This window comes from Aeromonas bivalvium (assembly GCF_046078285.1).
Classification (GTDB): Bacteria; Pseudomonadota; Gammaproteobacteria; order Enterobacterales; family Aeromonadaceae; genus Aeromonas; species Aeromonas bivalvium.
The window spans coordinates 1,533,988-1,552,979 of the sequence record NZ_JBGXBV010000001.1; the positions used below are offsets into that span (position 1 = coordinate 1,533,988).

General features: G+C 63.1%; 18 protein-coding genes. 7 read left to right on the plus strand and 11 right to left on the minus strand.

What is annotated here, in order from left to right:
- Positions 1-86 precede the first annotated feature (86 nt).
- From ACEUCR_RS06990 to arcB, 3 genes are all read right to left on the minus strand, one after another.
- Positions 87-290 (minus strand): DUF1127 domain-containing protein, encoded by a 204-nt coding sequence (locus ACEUCR_RS06990; RefSeq protein ID WP_041998408.1) that lies wholly within the window; start codon positions 288-290, stop codon positions 87-89.
- A 299-nt stretch (positions 291-589) separates the two neighbouring features.
- Positions 590-1,951, minus strand: a complete 1,362-nt coding sequence (gene dgt / locus ACEUCR_RS06995; RefSeq protein ID WP_408788967.1) for a dGTPase — start codon at positions 1,949-1,951, stop codon at positions 590-592.
- A gap of 51 nt (positions 1,952-2,002) precedes the next feature.
- Positions 2,003-4,318 (minus strand): aerobic respiration two-component sensor histidine kinase ArcB, encoded by a 2,316-nt coding sequence (gene arcB, locus ACEUCR_RS07000; RefSeq protein ID WP_111873509.1) that lies wholly within the window; start codon positions 4,316-4,318, stop codon positions 2,003-2,005.
- Positions 4,319-4,597: 279 nt separating this feature from the next.
- On the opposite strand from arcB, the gene ACEUCR_RS07005 reads away from it, so the two are divergent.
- A complete protein-coding gene (locus ACEUCR_RS07005; RefSeq protein WP_041998400.1) occupies positions 4,598-5,584 on the plus strand; it encodes a DUF2860 family protein in 987 nt (328 codons plus the stop codon).
- Between the two features lie 70 nt (positions 5,585-5,654).
- Here ACEUCR_RS07005 and ACEUCR_RS07010 read toward each other — a convergent pair whose 3' ends face one another.
- The 4 genes from ACEUCR_RS07010 to ACEUCR_RS07025 all read right to left on the minus strand — a co-directional run bounded on the left by ACEUCR_RS07010 (position 5,655) and on the right by ACEUCR_RS07025 (position 8,617).
- Positions 5,655-6,353, minus strand: coding sequence for a DUF3334 family protein (locus ACEUCR_RS07010; RefSeq protein ID WP_041998398.1), 699 nt, complete (start codon positions 6,351-6,353; stop codon positions 5,655-5,657).
- 99 nt (positions 6,354-6,452) lie between these two features.
- Complete coding sequence (locus ACEUCR_RS07015) at positions 6,453-6,890, minus strand: HIT domain-containing protein (protein WP_408788970.1); 438 nt, start codon at positions 6,888-6,890, stop codon at positions 6,453-6,455.
- Positions 6,891-6,995: 105 nt separating this feature from the next.
- Complete coding sequence (locus ACEUCR_RS07020; protein ID WP_408788972.1) at positions 6,996-7,625, minus strand: DUF2057 domain-containing protein; 630 nt, start codon at positions 7,623-7,625, stop codon at positions 6,996-6,998.
- Between the two features lie 92 nt (positions 7,626-7,717).
- Entirely contained in the window at positions 7,718-8,617 is a 900-nt protein-coding gene (locus tag ACEUCR_RS07025) for a LysR family transcriptional regulator (RefSeq protein ID WP_111873468.1), read from the minus strand.
- 98 nt (positions 8,618-8,715) lie between these two features.
- Between ACEUCR_RS07025 and ACEUCR_RS07030 the strand changes: the two genes are divergently transcribed.
- Positions 8,716-9,318, plus strand: a complete 603-nt coding sequence (locus ACEUCR_RS07030; RefSeq protein WP_408788975.1) for a short chain dehydrogenase — start codon at positions 8,716-8,718, stop codon at positions 9,316-9,318.
- Positions 9,319-9,485: 167 nt separating this feature from the next.
- On the opposite strand, the gene ACEUCR_RS07035 is transcribed toward ACEUCR_RS07030, so the two are convergent.
- From ACEUCR_RS07035 to dapA, 3 genes are all read right to left on the minus strand, one after another.
- Positions 9,486-10,589 carry a phosphoribosylaminoimidazolesuccinocarboxamide synthase gene (locus ACEUCR_RS07035; RefSeq protein WP_162625824.1) on the minus strand — a complete coding sequence of 368 codons (1,104 nt, stop codon included), beginning with the start codon at positions 10,587-10,589 and terminating at the stop codon, positions 9,486-9,488.
- A gap of 144 nt (positions 10,590-10,733) precedes the next feature.
- Complete coding sequence (gene bamC, locus ACEUCR_RS07040; RefSeq protein ID WP_084205453.1) at positions 10,734-11,855, minus strand: outer membrane protein assembly factor BamC; 1,122 nt, start codon at positions 11,853-11,855, stop codon at positions 10,734-10,736.
- Positions 11,848-12,735 (minus strand): 4-hydroxy-tetrahydrodipicolinate synthase, encoded by an 888-nt coding sequence (dapA, locus tag ACEUCR_RS07045; RefSeq protein WP_041998379.1) that lies wholly within the window; start codon positions 12,733-12,735, stop codon positions 11,848-11,850. The genes bamC and dapA overlap by 8 nt, the downstream gene beginning before the upstream one ends.
- 175 nt (positions 12,736-12,910) lie before the next feature.
- Between dapA and ACEUCR_RS07050 the strand changes: the two genes are divergently transcribed.
- From ACEUCR_RS07050 to ACEUCR_RS07060, 3 genes are all read left to right on the plus strand, one after another.
- Positions 12,911-13,444, plus strand: coding sequence for a glycine cleavage system protein R (locus tag ACEUCR_RS07050; RefSeq protein ID WP_041998376.1), 534 nt, complete (start codon positions 12,911-12,913; stop codon positions 13,442-13,444).
- A 71-nt stretch (positions 13,445-13,515) separates the two neighbouring features.
- Positions 13,516-13,980, plus strand: a complete 465-nt coding sequence (gene bcp, locus ACEUCR_RS07055) for a thioredoxin-dependent thiol peroxidase (protein WP_408789087.1) — start codon at positions 13,516-13,518, stop codon at positions 13,978-13,980.
- 179 nt (positions 13,981-14,159) lie between these two features.
- Complete coding sequence (locus ACEUCR_RS07060; protein ID WP_392445394.1) at positions 14,160-14,660, plus strand: YfbU family protein; 501 nt, start codon at positions 14,160-14,162, stop codon at positions 14,658-14,660.
- A 51-nt stretch (positions 14,661-14,711) separates the two neighbouring features.
- On the opposite strand, the gene yfbV is transcribed toward ACEUCR_RS07060, so the two are convergent.
- Positions 14,712-15,152, minus strand: coding sequence for a terminus macrodomain insulation protein YfbV (gene yfbV / locus ACEUCR_RS07065; protein ID WP_111873473.1), 441 nt, complete (start codon positions 15,150-15,152; stop codon positions 14,712-14,714).
- 304 nt (positions 15,153-15,456) lie between these two features.
- Between yfbV and ACEUCR_RS07070 the strand changes: the two genes are divergently transcribed.
- Both ACEUCR_RS07070 and pta read left to right on the plus strand, forming a co-directional pair.
- Complete coding sequence (locus tag ACEUCR_RS07070) at positions 15,457-16,659, plus strand: acetate kinase (protein WP_041998369.1); 1,203 nt, start codon at positions 15,457-15,459, stop codon at positions 16,657-16,659.
- Positions 16,660-16,727: 68 nt separating this feature from the next.
- Positions 16,728-18,881, plus strand: a complete 2,154-nt coding sequence (gene pta, locus ACEUCR_RS07075; protein ID WP_041998367.1) for a phosphate acetyltransferase — start codon at positions 16,728-16,730, stop codon at positions 18,879-18,881.
- Positions 18,882-18,992 lie beyond the last annotated feature (111 nt).

The window sequence follows — 18,992 nt, forward strand, 5'->3', positions numbered from 1 at the left end:
CTGCGGGAAAAGAAACGGCAAGGCGGGCCCAGCGGCCCGCCCAGTGTAAGCAATGAATCCCGGGATGGGGGCCAGACCCCCACCCATCAGGTTATTCGCGTCCCAAGCCGAAAGCCGGTCTGATATTCCCGCTCCCGCAGGTGGGAGACCTGCACCGCCTGCCCTTCCAGCCCGATATCCTTGAGCAGGGCCGGGGACAGATTGAGCAGGGTACGGCGCTGCTCGATGCGGGTAATACGATAGGCGATCAGGCGCGCGGCACCGCGCAGCAGGGTAAGCTCGATAGACATAAGATCTCTCCGTTTGAACCTTGCGGTCCTTCCGAAGAGCGGAGACATTCACCCGGCGGAAGAACCGCGGGTGATAAATAGTGACAGGGTTACCTGTTCACTCCACGCGGCAAAAGAGTACGAACGGACTCACGGCAGGCGCCGTGTTGAGTCGCAACGTTGAGCATTGAATGTTGCATATTCGTCTCCTTATGGGTGAAAAGTGGAACAAGTGTCGGAAGTGTAAAAAAGCACCGAATTCAATACAAGCGGGCCCTTGCCAGCCGCCCCCCATTTGGGGAGGGCGGCAAGGGGTCATCCTAGATCCCCGACAGCAGCCGGTACTCTTCCAGCACATAGGTATCCGTCATGCCGCTGACATAGTCGAGCAGCAGGCGCACCCTGTAATACCACTCCTGCTCGGCGCGGCACTGGAAGCGGGCATCCGGGCTGGCCACCGCCAGGCGGTATGCCTTGAGATGACGGGCGGAGAGGCGGTGAAACAGGCGACGGGCGAAGAAGAGCTCCGCCCCCCCCGCCCCCGCCAGCAGCCGGGAAAAGCGCTCCTCGGGCAGGGCCAGCAGGCAGGCGTAGGTCGACAGCACCCCCCGCAGGGCGGCGTAGCCTTCCAGCTCGAGAGCCTCCACCTCGGGACGCATGAACACCTGCTCGCGCGCCACCCGTTTGAGGGTGTCCAGCACCCGGGCCGCCGGCGCCTGGCCGCTGAGCAGGGCATGGGGATAGCGGCCCTGCAAGATGGCATCATGCTCGGCCAGATAGGTCCGGGCCGCCAGCGCCACCAGATCCTCGGTCAGTCGCTGGCGAAAGTGGGGGAAGAACCCCTCGCGGCCCTCTCTGGACTCCCCGAGCAGGGCCTGCATGTACTCCCCCTCGTCGGCACTGGCCAGAGCCTGGATCAGCTCACTCTGGCTCAGGATCCGCCGGTCCACCGCGTCCTCGAGATCCGCGATGCAGTAGGAGATGTCGTCCGCCGCCTCCATGATGTAAACCAGCGGATGACGGCAGCCCGGCGCCAGGCCCAGGCTCTGGCTCAGGCGGGCGTAGAGGGGTTGTTCGCTGAAGAAGATGCCTCCCTTGGCCGCCCAGCCGTGGTGCTGGGCCTGGCCCGCGGCGAGATCCTGCTGCTGGGGATACTTGCACAGGGCCGCCAGCTGGCCCAGGGTGAGGTTGAGCTCGTGCAGGCTGTGTACCAGCCGCAGGCTCTGGGCATTGCCATCGAAGCCGAGCAGATCGGCCCGCAGCCGAGGCCACTGCTCGCTCGCCGCCCCCACGGCGGCGGCAAACAGGGGATCGAGCTGCTCGCCGAGCCATTGCCCCATCACCTGCTCCCCAAAGTGTCCGAAGGGGGGGTTGCCCACGTCATGGAGCAGGCAGGCCATCTCCACCAGATTGATGAAGGACCAGGGGCAGACCGCCTCGGCGGGCAAGCGCCCCAGGATGCGACGGCTGATCTGGCGCCCCGTCTCCTGCACTTCCAGGGAGTGGGTCAGCCGGCTGCGCACCGAGGCCTTCACATCCAGCGGGAATACCTGGGTCTTTTGCTGCAAGCGGCGCACCGGGGCCGCCTGGACGATCCGGGCCCGATCGAATTCGGTCGCCGCCAGCAGGCTCTCCTCCCCTCTGGGGACGATGCGCAGGGGCGGGATCAGGGTCTGGTACATGGGCTCACTCCTCTGGCTTCCCTCGTCTGGGTCGCTGTCATGGCTTGGGGGTCACGTCTGCAACCAGGTGCGCAGGCGGGCGATGTCGCCCGGGTAGGCACGGCGCAGCGACTCAATCCAGTCTTCCACGTTCTCCCACCAGGCGGGCTGATCCGGGCTCTGGATAAGCTGGGCCAGCTGTTGCAGGCGCCGCAGACCGATGGAGCCGGCGGCCCCCTTGATCTTGTGCGCCTCCTCCACCACCCCGGCCTGATCCCTGGCCGTCATGTTCGAATCGAGCACCGCCATGTAGTCCGGCATCATCTGCTCGAACAAGTCCACGCTGGAGATCAGCACCCCCTTGCCGACCGTGTCCGCATAGTCGGTCAAGAAGCCCAGATCCAGCCAGTCGTTCTGCTCCGCCTGCTCGCTGGCAGCGTCGGCCTCCTCATCGGCCAGATCCGCGAACAGGTGGGCGATGACGGCGCGCACCGCCTGGGAGCGCAGCGGCTTGTTGATCACATCCTGCATGCCGCGTTCGAGGTAATAATCGCGATCGCCGGTGACGTTGGCCGTCAGCGCCACCATGGGCGGCAGGCTATCTCCGTAGCGTTCGAGCAGCCGGGCCGCCACGTCGAAGCCCGTCATGTCCGGCAGCTGGATATCGAGCAGGATGAGATCAAAATCATCCGGGTTGGCCATGGCGATGGCCTCGCCGCCGGTGCGCGCCACCCTGACCTGGTGCCCAAGCTTGTCCAGCAGGGCGCAGGCGACGGTGACGTTGAGCTCCACATCTTCCACCAGCAGGATATCGAGGCGCAGATCGCTGTCGGGCAGCTCGGGATCGGCAGCGGCCTCGACGCAGGCCACCTCCAGCTCGGCGGTGAAGCAGGCGCCCTCGCCGACATCGCTGTCCACATAGAGCTGGCCGCCCATGGCCTGCACCAGCTGGCGCGAGACCGCGAGGCCGATCCCGGTGCCGGTGGCGTGCTGCTTGCCCTGCACCTGATAGTACATGGCGAAGATCTTCTCCTGCTGGGCAGGCGGTATGCCGATACCGGTATCTTCCACCTCGAAGTGCAGGGCCAGCCTGCCCTGGGTCTCGGCCTCGTGGGCGAGGCAGCGGATGGTCACCCCCCCCTCGTCGGTGAACTTGACCGCGTTGCCCACCAGGTTCCACAGCACCTGGCGCAACCGGGTACCGTCCGCCATCACGAATTGCGGCATGTCGCCATCCCGATCGAAATGCAGGTAGAGCCCCTTCTGTTCCGCCTGGATGCGCGACAGCGTCTCCAGCTCGTCGAGGAAGGCGGGCAGATCCAGCGGGGCTGGCGCGATTTCCAGTCGACGCCGGTCGAGTTTGTCGAGATCTATGATGTCGTTGAAGATGTTGCCCAGCGTCACGGCGCTCAGGTGGATGGTGTTGAGCTGCTGGTGCTGGGCCGGGGTGAGCTGGGTATCCATCAACATGCGGCTCAAGCCCACGATGCCGTTCAAGGGGGTACGCAGCTCATGACTGATGGTGGAGATGAAGGTGGTCTTGTCCCGGCTCGCCTTCTCCAGCTTGTCCTGGTACTGCTTGCGCTCCGTGATGTCGCGGCCAAAGCCGAGCAGGCCGAGCCGCTTGCCGAAGCGGTCGAAGAAGGGCACCTTGCGCAGCTCGAAGTAGGCCTTGCGCCCATCCGGATACTCGAGCCACTGCTCATAGGTCATGGGTTCGTTGCTGGCAAACACCTGGCGATCCGTCTCGACCACCTTGTTGGCGATGTCCTGCTTGTAGACATCGAACGGGGTGAGACCGATGAGCTCAGCCTCCACCCGACCGGTGAGCTGCTCCATGGCGGTGTTGCAGCCGGAGAACTGCTCGTCCTCGTTGCGGTAATAGACCAGATCCGGGGAACAGTCGATGAAGGAGCGCAGCAGGGCGGTGCGCTCCCCCAGGTGCAGCTGGGCCTTCTCCCGCTGGAACACCTCGTTCTCCAGATCCTCGATCGCCTGCTGGCGCAGGGTCTCGGCCCGGTTGGTTTCGGCTATCTGGGCATTGAGGCGGCTGATGTTCTCCTGCAACTGGCTGTTGAGCTCCATGTCCCGCTCGCGCATCTCCTGCAGCTTGCGCACCATGCGGCTCAGCCGCTGACGGGAGTCCTCCAGCTGATCCACCACGATGGAGAGGAAATAGACGGCCCAGGGGGTCACCAGCAGGCCGAAGAAGACGGAGCGCACCAGATCGACCACATCGACAGTGCCGCGCAGAAACAGGGTCACCCCCATCTGGATGGAGACGGCCAACACTATGATGGCCGCGGCCAGGAACATGCTGAAACGCACCAGCCCCAGCTTGGTCATCAGATCCACATAATACTGGGCCCAGGATTTAATCTGCTTCATCTCGTTGTTTTCTCCCCACAAGTGCTCCCCAGAATACCAGCAGCCGTCCCGGAACTCTTGTCCCGACGCTGGATTTATTGCGTCCGCCCCACCCTTTGTGAGCTGGCCCTCACTGGTGCGGTGCAAGGTGTGGCGGGCCCCGTCGGGGCGGGCAAAACAAAAGAGGGGATCGCCCGCCCGGGTGCGACAGGGATGCCATGGAGGCAGACAGGGGCGGAACACCCCCTTATAATGCCGCAGGTCAATCTGTTTGAATCCTACTCGTTCGAGGAATGAGCAATGCGCAAGAGTCTGTTACTCGGCCTGGGTCTGCTGGTCGCCGGGCCCCTTCATGCCGAGATCATCGAGATCCCGAAACAGTCCGGCTTCTCCGGCTTCCTGTTGGGAGGCATCAACGCCAGCAGCTACGAGTCCAACTTCTACAAAGGCCATGACAGCCATGAGCGCATCGACAGCCTGGGCTCGGCCGAGCGTTCCGACGGTCTGACCCCTCTGATCAATGCGGATCTGCGCTACACCTTCGCCGACACCCGCACCCAGCTGTTCCTGGGCAACCTTATCCAGGACGCGGTGCGCTTCGACTTCACCCAGCAGCTGGGGGTGCGCCAGCAGGTGGGCGACAAGGGCATCATCGCCGGTTCCTATGTGTTCAGCGCCCTGCCCGGCGAGCAGTGGCAGGATCCCTTCGCCACCGGTGTCGATCGGGAGACCACGGACCGCAGCTCTCGCGGCATGCGCCTGAGCTGGGACAAGATCTGGGGTTCACACTTCAACGGCAAGGCCACCTTGCGCAAGATAGACATCGACAACGAACACAGCGGCGAACGCTATGGTCACGAGGTCGCCCACCAGCTCGATCGCAACGGCCGGGAATATACCTTCGAATTGGGTTACCTGTGGCAGCTGGCCCCGGGCCAACTGCTCGAGCCCTCCCTGATCTACCGCCAGGCCGACCTGGATGGCCGGGCCGAGCGTTATGACAGCACCGGCCTTCAGCTGAGCTACGGCCTCAAGCAAAGCCAGTGGTCCCTGGTGAGCAACCTCTATCTCGGCAAGCGCGACTATGACGCCATCCAGCCGATCTTTGGCCGACGGGCCGATGCCAACGAGTTCGCCATCGGCGGCTCCTTCTTCTGGCATCGCCTGTTCGGGGTCGCCCCCCTCTCCGCCGTGGTGAGCGCCAGCTACGCCAGGGCCGACTCCGACATCGCCTTCTACGACAGCAACGCCAGCTCCCTGAGCACCGGCCTGCTCTACACCTTCTGATGGCGCGTGGCGCCTGCTGAAAACAAGGAGGCCACCCTGGGGTGGCCTCTTTTTTATGCCATGACGGCGCTCAGATCCCGAGGGAGTCCAGCAGATCGTCGTGCTCGTTCGCACTGGCGACGGTCGCCGCCGGTTGCGGGGCCTGGGCCAGCTTGGTACGGGCGATCAGCTCGTCCGGGCTCAGCTCCTCCTGATCCCGCCCCTCGTCGTGCAACCGGATAAACTCGGTCTTGTCCATCGCCAGCTCCAGATAGAAGATGTTGTTGCGGGCGGTGAAGAAGGTGACCCGGCGCGACTCCGGGTTGTCGAGGTTGGTATCGACGCTCAGCATCACCTGCTTGTTCAGGGCCAGCATCTTGGGCTGGTTCTGGGTGATGTGGGTCTGCAGCTCGCGGCCGACCTTGTGGGTGAAGCTGCCGACGATCTGGTTCATCAGCTCTCCCATCACGTTGCTCACCTCGTCCGAGGTGTGGGAGATGGCGAGATCCTCCTTGGAGAGCCCCATGCTCAGCATGTAGTTCTCGTAGAGTTCCATGGCGGCGGCGGCGGAGAAGTTGATCACCACCAGGCCGGAGAAGCCGCCATCGAACAGCACGAAGCAGCCGATGTCGGGCTTGAGGCAGGTCTTGCTGATCTTCTGCACCATGCCGGAGAAGCGCACCTGGCTCTGGCTGGCCGCACTCAGCACCTTGGTGACCGAGTTACACAGGCTCAGCAGTACATCTTCCGTGGTCAGCACGGTATCGTCATCGGCTCTCGTTACTATCATGGGCTCTTCCTGAACGGCGAAAATGGGCTTATCTATAACACAAAGGGAGAGGCCTGGCCGGGCCCTTGTCATCGGGCTGGGAGCCAGCGCGCTCTTTCGTCACTCGTCGGCATAGATCGGGGCGAACCCGGGGACTGTGCCAAGGCGCGTCTGCCATGTATCGGCCTCCCGCGCCAAAACTTGCGGCCCATGGGGAATGACGGGATGAGCTCCCCAAATGGGCCCCGGCCAGGCCTTGTCGCCGACGAAGCGGGCCACATGGTGCAGATGCAGCTGGGGCACCAGGTTGCCCAGGGCCGCCACGTTGATCTTGTCAGGGGCGAGCGCCTGCTCCATCAGGGCGGCGACGGCGCAGGACTCCTGCATCAGTTGCTGCTGCTGAAGGGGGGCCAGATGGTGGATCTCGCGCAAACCGGCCACCCGTGGCACCAGGATGAGCCAGGGATACTGGCTCTCCTTGGCGAGCAGAACGCGGCACAGGGGCAGATCGCCAAGCACCCGGGTATCGGCGGCCAGGCGGGGATGCAGTTCGAACATGGGGACCTCATGCAAAAGGGTGGGCACGGCAGTGTGCCTACCTTACTGCAAGCTCCCTTGCAAGGAAAGCGGGAGGGCGGTGACGGCGCCCCCGACCCGGGCAGGTCAGAGCCGGGGCACGGCCCAGCCGATGAAGCGCTTGCGCAAGGCGGGATCTGCCTGCAGGAACAGTTGTTGCAACTGGGCCTCCAGACCGCTGGCTTCGACGGCTAGGGCCGGACCCTGGCTCGGCGCGGCAGCGACCGTCAGGGCCGCCACACCGCCATCCCGGTTGTAATCCGCCAGCCGATCGGGCCAGTCGATCCCCAGCTGCAGCCCCCTGCTGACCAGCTCGTCCTGGGCAAACGCGACCGATCGGCCCTGCTCATCAGCCAGGCCAAGCGTGGGCGCCCTGGCAAAGGCGGCCATCTGCTCGCCACTGCGCAGGGCGGCGGGAGCCGCAGCCGGCGTCAGGATCAGGGGACCGCCGCTGGCATCGAAGCGCACCACCTGGGGTTCGGATACATGGTGGGTATCGTTGTCGCTGCTGTTGCGGCTCTCCTCCACCCCGTCGTAACGCACCAGCAGCTGGGCTGTCCCCTCCCTGACGCTGGCGCTATGCTCGTCGAGCAATTTGCCCTCCTGCACCGCCAGCAGCTGGAACGGGGCCGGTACCGAGACTCGGACATCGGCCAGGGCCAGGCCACTCACACTCCCGCAGCCCAGTAACAGGGCCAGGCTCCACACTCGTTTCATCTCATCATCCGTTATCGGTGCCACACATGGCCCGCTACCTTAGCGGGCCTTTGTGACAGCCAGATAACAGTATGCTGGCGCTTCGCCTGCCCTCACATCAGATAGTGGGGATGCTCGCGAAACCAGGCCTGCAACAGCTGCTTGAACAGCTTGATCTTGCGCGGCACCCGGCGCTGCTGGGCATGTACTATGTGCAGCGGATGAAGCGAACCCTGCCACGCGGGCAGCAGCCACTGCAGTTCGCCCCGGGCCAGCAGGGGGTCGGCCAGCATCAGCGGACACTTGGTGGGCCCCATGCCGGCCACCGCCAGTCGCAGCAAAGTGCTGTAGTGGTTGGACCGCACCTTGCCTTGCACCAGGATCCTTGCCTCCTCCCCCTCTCTGGCGAGATGCCACTGCTCCCAGGCGGGGTTGTGATCCTGCAGCAGGCAGCTGTGGGCCGCCATCTCATAAGGGGTCGCCGGCAGGCCATGGCGCGCCACCCAGGCCGGACTGGCCACCACCACATCCCGCAGTCGCCCCAGAGGGAGGGCGACCAGGTTGTCCGGTATCTGGGTCATGGCGCGCAGGGCGATGTCGTGCTCCCCCTGGCTCATGTCGAGGGCAGCATTGGTAAAGTTGAACTCCAGGCTGACTCCGGGACAAAGAGCCGCGAAACGCTCGAGCAGTTCGGCGGCCAGTCGGTCTCCGATGCTGACCGGGCAGGTGAAGCGCAGCCGTCCGCTGTCCTCCTCGGTCAGCGCCTCTATGTCCTGCCGGGCCTGCTGGGCCAGGGCAAAGATCTCCCCCGCCTGCTGATAGAGGCTCTTGCCCGCCTCGGTCAGGCTGAGCCTGCGGGTGGTGCGCTGCAGCAACTGGGCATTGAGGTCCCGCTCCAGGGCACTGACATGGCGGCTGAGCATGCCTTTGCTCACCCCAAGGGCATCGGCGGCGGCGGAGAAACTGCCCCGCAGCACCACCTGATAGAAGCTCGACAGATGACCTAGCTCCACACCATTCACTCCAAAATGACAACAATGCGTTCATGTTAAGCGCTTTTTCTTCTTTTTTGTCCAGATATTATCGACATATCCCAACAAGGAGTGCAGCCATGAAAATCGTCATTGTCGGTGCCAGTGGCACCATAGGTTCCGCCGTCAGCACGCTGCTGGCGAGTCTGCACGAGATCGTTCGCGTCGGCCACCGCCAGGGAGATGCCAGGGTCGATATGACCGACAGCGCCTCCATCGCCGCCCTGTTTGACGCCACAGGTCCCTTCGATGCCCTGGTAGTCGCCAGCGGCAACCTCGCCTTCGGCCCCCTGGCCCAATTGAGCGACGAGCAGTGGCAGTTTGGCCTGGAGAGCAAGCTGATGGGACAGATCAAGCTGACCCGCGCCGCCATTCCCTATCTCAGGGAGGGCGGCTCCATCACCCTGACCAGCGGCATAGTGAGCGAGGTCCCCATCCAGGGTGGCGCCAGCGCCACCACCATCAACGGCGCCATCGAGCATTTTGCCAAGGCCGCGGCCTGCGAACTGCCCAAGGGGCTGCGCATCAATGTGGTGAGCCCGACCCTGTTGACCGAATCCCGGGAGGCGTACGGTCCCTTTTTCCCCGGTTTCGAGAGTGTGCCCGCCGCCCGGGTGGCCCTCGCCTACCAGAGAGCCGTGATGGGGGTGCAGAGCGGCCAGGTGTTCAAGGTCTTTGACTGAAACAGGCCAGTGACCGGCTCCGCCGAGGGTCATGCCCCCCAGATGGCGCGATGGCACAAAGAGGAACGGGCCCCGCAATGGGGCCCGTTCGCATATGCCGCCTGGTCACCCGAGGCGGCCCGCCAGGTAAACGTTTGTTTCCTGGCGGCAAAAAAAGACCATTCGCCTCAGTCGATCAGGCCGTACTGCTCCCGCAGCACCTCGATGATCTCCTGCTTGGGATGGGCGCTGCGCACCAGCGGCTGACCTATGATGGTCTCGGCGATGCCCACATAGGTGTGGGAGATGTCCATCATCACCTCGGTGGGCAGCTTGTTGTCCCGGGCCAGGGCGAACCGCTCCGGCATGCGGTGCTTGTTGAGCAGTATGTCCGGATCCGGGAAGTGGTTCAGCAGCCACTGGCGGAAGCCCTCTTTGGACTTCTCGACGATCTCGCCGTTGCGCAGGGCGGCTCCGTCCCAGATCCGCGAGCTGTCGGGGGTGCCGACTTCATCCATGTAGATGAGCTTCTCGTTGCCGGCGGCATCCTGGACGTAGCCAAACTCGAACTTGGTGTCGACGAACAGCTGGTCCCGCTCGGCCAGGGCCTCGCTGATGACGTTGAAGCCTTCCTTGAGCAGCGTCTCGTAGCGATCGATGTCCGCCGGGGAGCGGAAACCGAAGGCCTGATGGTGGCGCTCTATGTCGGCCCGGGAGACGTTGACGTCGTCCGCTTCCGGCACGCCGTCCAGTCCTTTCAGCACGCCCTTGGTAGAGGGAGTGATGAGGATCTCGGGCAGCTTCTGATCCTTTTGCAGACCTTCGGGCAGGGTGATGCCGCAGAACTCCCGCTCGCCATCCTGGTAGGCACGCCACATGGAGCCTGTGATGTATTGACGGGCGATGGCCTCGATCAGCACGGGGCGGGCCTTTTGCACGATCCAGACGAAGGGGTGCGGGATATCCAGGATATGGCTGTCCGCCAATCCCTTCTCCTTGAACAGCGTGAACCAGTGGCTGGAGATGGCATTGAGCGCCGCCCCCTTGCCCGGGACGCCGTTCAAGCCGTCCACCCCCTGCCAGATGCAGTCGAAGGCCGAGATGCGATCACTGATCACCATGATGGCCAGGGGCGCATCGGCCGGCACGTCATAGCCTTTCTCTCTGATGAGCCGGGCACTGTCTGCCGGGGTCAACCAGTAGACGCTGCGCACCTTGCCTGAATGGACAGGTTTATCGGTACGGATCGGCAAATCGTCATTCACCGCCAATACTTGATCTGCAAGACTCATGGCTTTTAACACTTCCTGTTGTGGGACTAATAAAACAGAGCAGCCACCCCGCGGCTCGGGAATGGGTGCGATCCAATCCGGGTAACCCCCCGCGTCACGCCGGGGGACTCATATAACGAAACAGGGGCGCCGGGCCCCTGTTTGTCATTGTGCTGCTGCCTGATCGGCCTGTGCCTTGGCGAATGCCTCGGACAGGCTGATGTACATCTGGGAGATGACACCGGACGATACCGGCTTCTTGTCCTTGTCGAACAGGGTGATGGAGGTCTTGCCACCCGCCATCTCGCCGAGCTGGAAGCGGTACTTCTCTTCTTCCAGCTTGAAGGGCTCGCCCCCCTTGCTCTGCCAGAAGTCGCTGCCCGGCTCGTCATACTCGACGTCGATCCAGCCCAGGGACTGCTGGGTATCCTTGATGATGAAACCGTAGCCGGGCAGGATCTGGTTGAGGCGACGCCACACCTGATCAAAGGAGCCATCGGCGATCCAGGCGCTCAGATCGTTGTTGTCAAGACCCAGTTGCAGACCCATGCCATCGCTGCTCCTGTGCTGCTCCCGCGCCTTGAGTTCCTTGTCGTAATAGAGGGAGAACTGGTTGAGGGCGCGCGTGGCGTAACGCTTCGCCTCGGCCGGGCTCAGGCTGGTGCTGGTGTCGCCGTCCAGCTTCTCCTCGTGGTCGATGACCCTGACCGACATGTTCATGGCATGGCGCTGGTTGTCCGGGCTCAGGGTGAAGAGGTAGCGCTGGCGGATCTGGTAGTCGTCATCTTCCTCGCCCCAGCCGTCTAGGGCCATGGTGTTGTCGAACCAACCGGTTTCCAGCACGCCGCCTTCGCGGTCAAGGCGCTCGGTGGTGACCTTGTACTTCGCCAGGAAATTCATCAGGAAGGCCCAGGTGTCGTCCTGCACGTTCTGCCCGGTACTCAGGGCATAGAAGGCGACGGTGGGCTCGGCCGCATTGGTCACCACCTGGCTGCCAGGAACCACGGTCAGCAGCTGGGCGGGAGGACGCACGTCCACATCGGCGCCGAGGGGGCCTTCGCGGCTGCTCTCGGGCAGGGCGGGAATATTGAACTCGCTGTTAAAGGCGGGGGTCTGCAACCCGGCGGGTATCAGGAATGCACGGCCTTCCAGGCGGGCGTCCTCATACTCAAAACCACGGTTGGCCATCTTGCGCTCCGCCGGTGAGCTGCAACCGGCCAACACGGCCAGGGTCACCACACTCATCGCCAGACGCACTGCACTTCCCTTTCCGTTTGTTTTAAACACTCGCCATCAACTCCGCAGTCATCAGAGCCTGCGTCATCGCCTGTTCGCCCTCTGGGGTGAGGTCGGTGAGCGGCAGACGCAGGGTCGCCGTCGCTATCAATCCCAGCCGGGCGCAGGCCCATTTGACCGGAATGGGGCTCGGTTCGCAGAACAGAGTCCGATGCAACGGCATCAATCGATTGTTGATGTCGTGGGCCAGACCGGCATCACCGGCCAGGGCAGCACGACACATGTCGGCCATCTGGGCCGCCGCAATATTGGTGGTGACGGAGATGACCCCATCGCCCCCTTGCAGCATAAAATCACATCCAGTCTCGTCATCGCCACTGTAGAGGGCGAAATCCGCACCACACAGCGCCCGCAGCAGCGGGGTGCGCGCCAGATCGCCGGTGGCCTCTTTCAAGCCGATGATCCCGGGCACCCTGGCCAGCCGGCCAACGGTCTCGGGTTTGAGATCACAGCAGGTACGACCCGGCACATTATAAAGAATTTGGGGCAGACCACTAGCCTCGGCGATCGCACAATAGTGACGATAGAGACCTTCCTGGGTCGGTTTGTTGTAGTAAGGGGTGACGGAGAGCCCGGCATCCACCCCCAGTTCGGCAAAGCGGCGGGACAGGGCGATGGCATGGCGGGTATCGTTGGAGCCGCAGCCGGCCACCACGGCGATGCGTCCCGCCGCCAGCTCCAGGGTCCTGGCCACGACGGCGATGTGCTCCTGCTCGCTCAGGGTCACCGACTCCCCCGTGGTGCCCACCGCGACGATGGCCGAGGTACCGGCGGCCACATGATACTCGACAAGGCGAGCCAGACTGGCCCAATCGACGTCCCCTGACGCCAGCATGGGGGTGACAAGAGCGACAAGACTACCGCGTAACATGGATATTTCTCCCGATTTTCAGGGGCGTAATGGTAAAGCTGCCCCCTTTGAAAAACAAGGGAGGCGGGGGACAAGCCGTGGTACCATCCGCCACAAAACGGCGCAATGCCCCACCCGGCTCCAGGCTCGCCCGAGTCGGCCTGCGCCAGCAAAATGAATGGACGAGAGAGGACTTATGACGCATTACCTGGTCGTAACGGCCATCGGCACGGACAGGCCTGGCATAGTGAACGAAGTGACCCGCCACGTGAGTGGCTGTGGCTGCAACATAGTCGACAGCCGCCTTGGCATCTTCGGCAACGAATTTACCTTCATCATGCTGCTGTCGGGCGACTGGAACAGCCTGATGCAACTCGAGATAAGCCTGCCCCTGCGCAGCCAGGAGTGGGATCTCATCACCATGATGAAGCGCACCGAGCGCCATCACTCCCTGCAATACGACATCAACGCCAGCGCCGAGATCCTGATCCGCGACGAGCCCGGCATCGTCAGCCAGTGCACCCAGTTTTTCAGCGACCATGGCTGGGACATCCAGGCCATGCAGACCCAGACCCGGGAGCAGGAGCCCTACAACCGCTTCAAGGCGAGTTTTCAGCTCAACCTGGCGCGCGCCGGCGAGGTGACCGACTCCGAGGCCGCCTTCGCCGCCTTCTGCCAAGCGCTCGGCGCCGAGTCGTTCGAGTTCATCATTCACCGCAAGCACCCTTGAGGTGCCCACCCCCAGTCGTCAGCCTGCCCGAGGGCAGCCACCGAGGAGTCAAGATGTCTACCATTGAACCCATCCAACCCTTGTCCGCCGGCGCCAACGCGCCCGATTTCACCCTGCCGGATCAGGATGGCCAGCCGGTCAGCCTGAGCGGACTGCGCGGCAAGAAGGTGCTCGTCTATTTCTATCCCAAGGCGATGACCCCGGGCTGCACCACCCAGGCCTGCGGCCTGCGGGACGTCAATGCCGAGCTGACCGCTCTCAATGTGACCGTGCTCGCCATCAGCCCGGACCCGGCCAAGCGCCTCAAGAAGTTCGAGGAGCGCGACAGCCTCAACTTCCGCCTGCTGAGCGATGAGGGTCACGCCGTGGCCGAAGCGTTCGGGGTCTGGGGTCCGAAGAAGTTCATGGGCAAGGAGTACGATGGCATCCATCGCCTGAGCTTCCTCATCGACGAGGCGGGCAAGATTGTCCACCGCTTCGACAAGTTCAAGACCAGCGATCACCATCAGGTGGTGCTCGACTTCATCAAGGGCTGATCCCGCCGGACCGGGCCTTGCCCGGAGTGAAACGCGAGGGGGCCGACGGCCCCCTCGCTCTTTGGCCACGCACCACGCGCCAGCGCCCGTTTTTGCGCGCAACTCCCCTGCCAGATCAAAAAATCCATCTGATATCTGGGTTAACTTGGTGCCAGTTTCATCTTGCAGCGAGAAATCCCATGAACATGAGCCACACAGAGCGCCTCATCCTCAGCAACCAGTACGAGATCCTGGCCAAGCTCAATCCGGAAAAGGCAGCGGATTACCAGCGCGCCAGCACCATCATAGAGAAGGGCTACTGTCTGCAGATCCTCGAGCTGGAGAAGCACTTCGGCCATCTGGATCTCGCCACCTGCCAGGAGGTGCTCGGCACCCTGGAGCTGCACCATGCCCTGGCCATCTCCTGGGGCAATCTGGCCCCCGCCCATCAGGCCGAGGTCGCGGCCAGCCGGCTGCGCTTCAATGGTTACAGCCGCAGCCAGGAGGCCGCCCTGGCCGATTATGTCTGCTTCCTGCTGGAGGTGGACAAGCGCTTCCCCGAGCTGGACTGCCCCTGCGACGAGCTCTCCAGCGACATCGCCATGCGCGACAAATACCAGCGGATGCTGGCGGTCTGGCACCAGTGTCCGCGCCAGTACAAGCTCTCGATCCAGGAGATCCGCAACATACTGGCGGCCTGACTCGGCCATAAGAAAAGGCGCCCCAAGGCGCCTTTTTCTCCCTTGCGGGGACTATTCGTAGAGAAAGGATTTATCGAGCTGCTTGAAGGCGGCATTCAGGGTGTCGGCCAGCTCTTCGTATCTCGGCTGGGCCACCAGCTGACGGCGACCGCCCTGCTCGTTCATCTTGCCGTTGATCTCCCGGTACCAGTTCGCCAATGAGGGGGGCAGCCGGGTCTCGGCACGCTGGCCGAGCCAGTAGTAACCCTGCAGCGGCAGGCTGAGCAGAAACAGCACGCTGGTCATCACCGAGGGCCAGTAGTGATCCTGACCCAGCTGAAACTGCAACATGATGCTGAGCACGGCCAGGGCCGGGATCACCTTGAGGGCGAACTCGGTGGCCCGGATGATACGGTTTTCAGGAAACAGTGGATTGAGCTCGGGACGGCGTGGCCAAATCGTCATATAATGTCGGCCTTGCTGTAACTTAGTTCCAAAAGAAGTCATGCTCATACTGCCTCCGAGCCAATTTTGACCGTATCAAGTGACAAAACCGCGTAAAAATTTGATGGAAGGTAACAAAGGTTTAGGATGACTTTGTTATTTTTCAACAATGAGGTTATCCTTTGTACGCCCATTTTTACCGCCGATGGCCCCTCCGGGCCCCATCGGAAGGCGTCAGGATGTCGGGCCTTGTATCACTATACAAGGGGCAAGCAACAGATTGCCAACCCTCATCAGGATAAGTTGAAGATATTGGGCGCCCTCGCGTCCGTGCAGTCCTCCTACACAACCCAATCTGCGATAGGATTTATTCATGAGTAAGCTGGTTCTTGTACTTAACTGTGGCAGCTCTTCCCTGAAGTTCGCCGTGATCGATGCCACCACAGGCGATGACCTGCTGTCCGGCCTGGCAGAGTGCTTCGGCCTCGACGACGCCCGCATCAAGTGGAAGCTCAACGGCGAGAAAGGCAATGCCGATCTGGGTGCCGGTGCCGCTCACCAGGAAGCGCTGGACTACATCGTCAACAAGATCCTGCCCCTGAATCCGGCCCTGGCCGAAAACCTGATCGCCATCGGTCACCGCGTGGTACATGGCGGTGAGAAGTTCACCTCCTCCGTGGTCATCACCGACGAAGTGGTCAAGGGCATCGAAGATTGCGCCACCCTGGCTCCCCTGCACAACCCGGCTCACCTGATCGGCATCCGTGCCGCGCTGAAGGTGTTCCCGCAGCTGGCCGACAAGAACGTGGCCGTGTTCGATACCGCCTTCCACCAGACCATGCCCCAGGAAGCCTTCCTGTACGCCCTGCCGTACAAGCTCTACAAAGAGAACGGCATCCGTCGCTACGGCATGCACGGCACCAGCCACTACTTCATCAGCCTGGAAGCCGCCAAGCAGCTGAATAAGCCGGTTTCCGAGCTCAACATCATCAACTGCCACCTGGGCAACGGCGGCTCCGTCTGCGCCATCAAGAACGGCCAGTCCGTCGATACCTCCATGGGCCTGACCCCCCTGGAAGGCCTGGTGATGGGTACCCGTTGCGGTGATATCGATCCGGCCATCATCTTCCACCTGCATGACAATCTGGGCATGAGCGTTGCCGAGATCAACACCATGCTGACCAAGGAATCCGGCCTGCAGGGTCTGACCGAAGTCACCTCCGACTGCCGTTTCGTCGAAGACAACTACGACAGCAAGGAAGAAGCCAAGCGTGCCATGGATGTTTACTGCTATCGCCTGGCCAAGTACATCGGCGCCTACGCCGCCGCCATGGACGGTCGTCTGGATGCCGTGGTCTTCACCGGTGGCATCGGTGAGAACTCGGCCCCGATCCGTGAGATGGCCCTGAACAAGCTGGGTCTGCTGGGCTTTGACATCGACCACGATGCCAACCTGGCCGCCCGCTTCGGCAAGGGTGGCGTGATCTCCAAGGCCGGTACCACCAAGGCCCTGGTGATCCCGACCAACGAAGAGTGGGTGATTGCCCACGACGCGCTGGACCTCGTCGGCGCCTGATCCGCAGTAACGTGAGGCCGCCCCAGGGCGGCCTTTTCCTGATCCCAAAAATGAACAAGGGGTATTAAGTGGCACGCACTATTATGCTTATCCCGGTTGGCACCGGTGTTGGTGTGACCTCAGTGAGCCTTGGCGTTGTTCGCGCAATGGAACGTCATGGCGTCAACGTCAGCTTCTTCAAACCGGTTGCCCAGCCGCGCCCGGGCGAGATAGGTGCCGAGCGCTCCACCGCCGTGATCCGCGCCGCCGCCAACATCAACCCGCCCGAGCCGTTCGCCCTCTCCTACGCCGAGAACATGATCACCACCAGCAACACCGACATCCTGCTGGAAGAGATAGTGGCTCGCTTCGAGGAGCACGTGAAGGCCAGCGGTGCCGAAGTTGTCGTGGTCGAGGGCATGGTCCCCACCGACAAGCAGCCGTTCGCCAACAAGCTGAACTACGACGTCGCCAAGGCGCTGGATGCCGACATGGTGTTCGTCACCCACCCGGGTCATGACTCCAGCCAGAAGCTCAAGGAGCGCATCGAACTGGCCTGCTCCAACTTCGGTGGCGTCAACAACCCGCGCATCGTCGGCTGCGTGATCAACAAGGTCGGCGCCCCGGTTGACGAGCACGGCGTGACCCGCCCCGATCTGACCGAGATGTTCGAGGCCCATCACCACACCACGGACGCCGCCCATAATCTGGAAGTGCTGCAGGTGTTCGGCAAGAGCCCGCTGCGCATCCTCGGCTGCATCCCCTGGAATACCCAGCTGATCGCCCCGCGCGCCAAGGATCTCGCCAAGCACCTGGCCGCCAAGATCCTGCACAAGGGTGAGCTGGACAGCCGTCGCCTGCAGACCGTGACCTTCTGTGCCCGCTCCATCCACAACATGATCGAGCACTTCCGTCCGGGCAGCCTGCTGGTTACCTCGGGCGATCGCTCCGACGTCATCGTCTCCGCCTGCCTCTCCGCCATGAACGGCGTCAAGCTGGGCGCCCTGCTGCTGACCGGCAACTATCATCCGGAACCCCAGGTGATGGCCCTGTGCCAGCAAGCCATGGCCACCGGCCTGCCGATCATGATCACCGGCACCAACACCTGGCAGACCGCCGTCAGCCTGCAGAACTTCAACGTCGACATCCCGGAAGATGACCGCGAGCGGATCGAACTGGTACAGGACTATGTGGCCGGCCACATCGACAAGCACTGGATCGAGTCCCTCTCCGCCAAGTCCACCCGCTCCCGTCGCCTGAGCCCGCCTGCGTTCCGTTATCAGCTGACCGAGCTGGCCCGCCAGGCCAACAAGCGCGTCGTGCTGCCGGAAGGGGAAGAGCCGCGCACCATCAAGGCGGCTGCCATCTGTGCCGAGCGTGGCATCGCCCGTCCGGTGCTGCTGGGCAACCCGGAGGAGATCCGCCGCGTCGCCGAACAGCAGGGCGTGATCCTGACCGACCGCGTCGAGATCATCGATCCCGTGGCCGTGCGCGAGCGTTATGTGGCCCGTCTGGTCGAGCTGCGCAAGAACAAGGGCATGACCGAAGTGGTCGCCCGCGAGCAGCTGGAAGACAACGTGGTGCTGGGCACCATGATGCTGGAACGCGGCGAAGTGGACGGTCTGGTTTCTGGCGCCGTACACACCACCGCCAACACCATCCGTCCGCCGATGCAGATCATCAAGACGGCCCCGGGGTCGTCCCTCATCTCCTCCATCTTCTTCATGCTGCTGCCGGATCAGGTGCTGGTCTACGGTGACTGCGCCATCAACCCGGATCCGAGTGCCGAACAGCTGGCCGAGATCGCCATCCAGTCCGCCGACTCCGCTGCCGCCTTCGGCATCGAGCCGCGCGTCGCCATGATCTCCTACTCCACCGGTACCTCTGGCGCCGGCGCGGACGTCGAGAAGGTGCGCGAAGCGACCGAACTGGCCAAGGCCAAGCGCCCCGACCTCATCATCGACGGCCCGCTGCAGTACGATGCGGCCATCATGGAGAACGTGGCCAAGTCCAAGGCACCGAACTCCCCGGTCGCGGGTAAAGCCACCGTGTTCGTGTTCCCGGATCTGAACACCGGCAACACCACCTACAAGGCGGTACAGCGCTCCGCCGAGCTGGTCTCCATCGGCCCCATGCTGCAAGGCATGCGCAAGCCGGTCAACGACCTCTCCCGTGGCGCCCTGGTGGACGACATCGTCTACACCATCGCCCTGACCGGGATCCAGGCAGCCCAGGCCGAGTAATCGGCCCTGCTGTCTGTCCCTGTGAAAAACCCGCCATTCGGCGGGTTTTTTTATGTCTCGGCGGCCGATGTTGATCCCCGAGATCAAATCCGGATCCCCTCGATTCGGCCC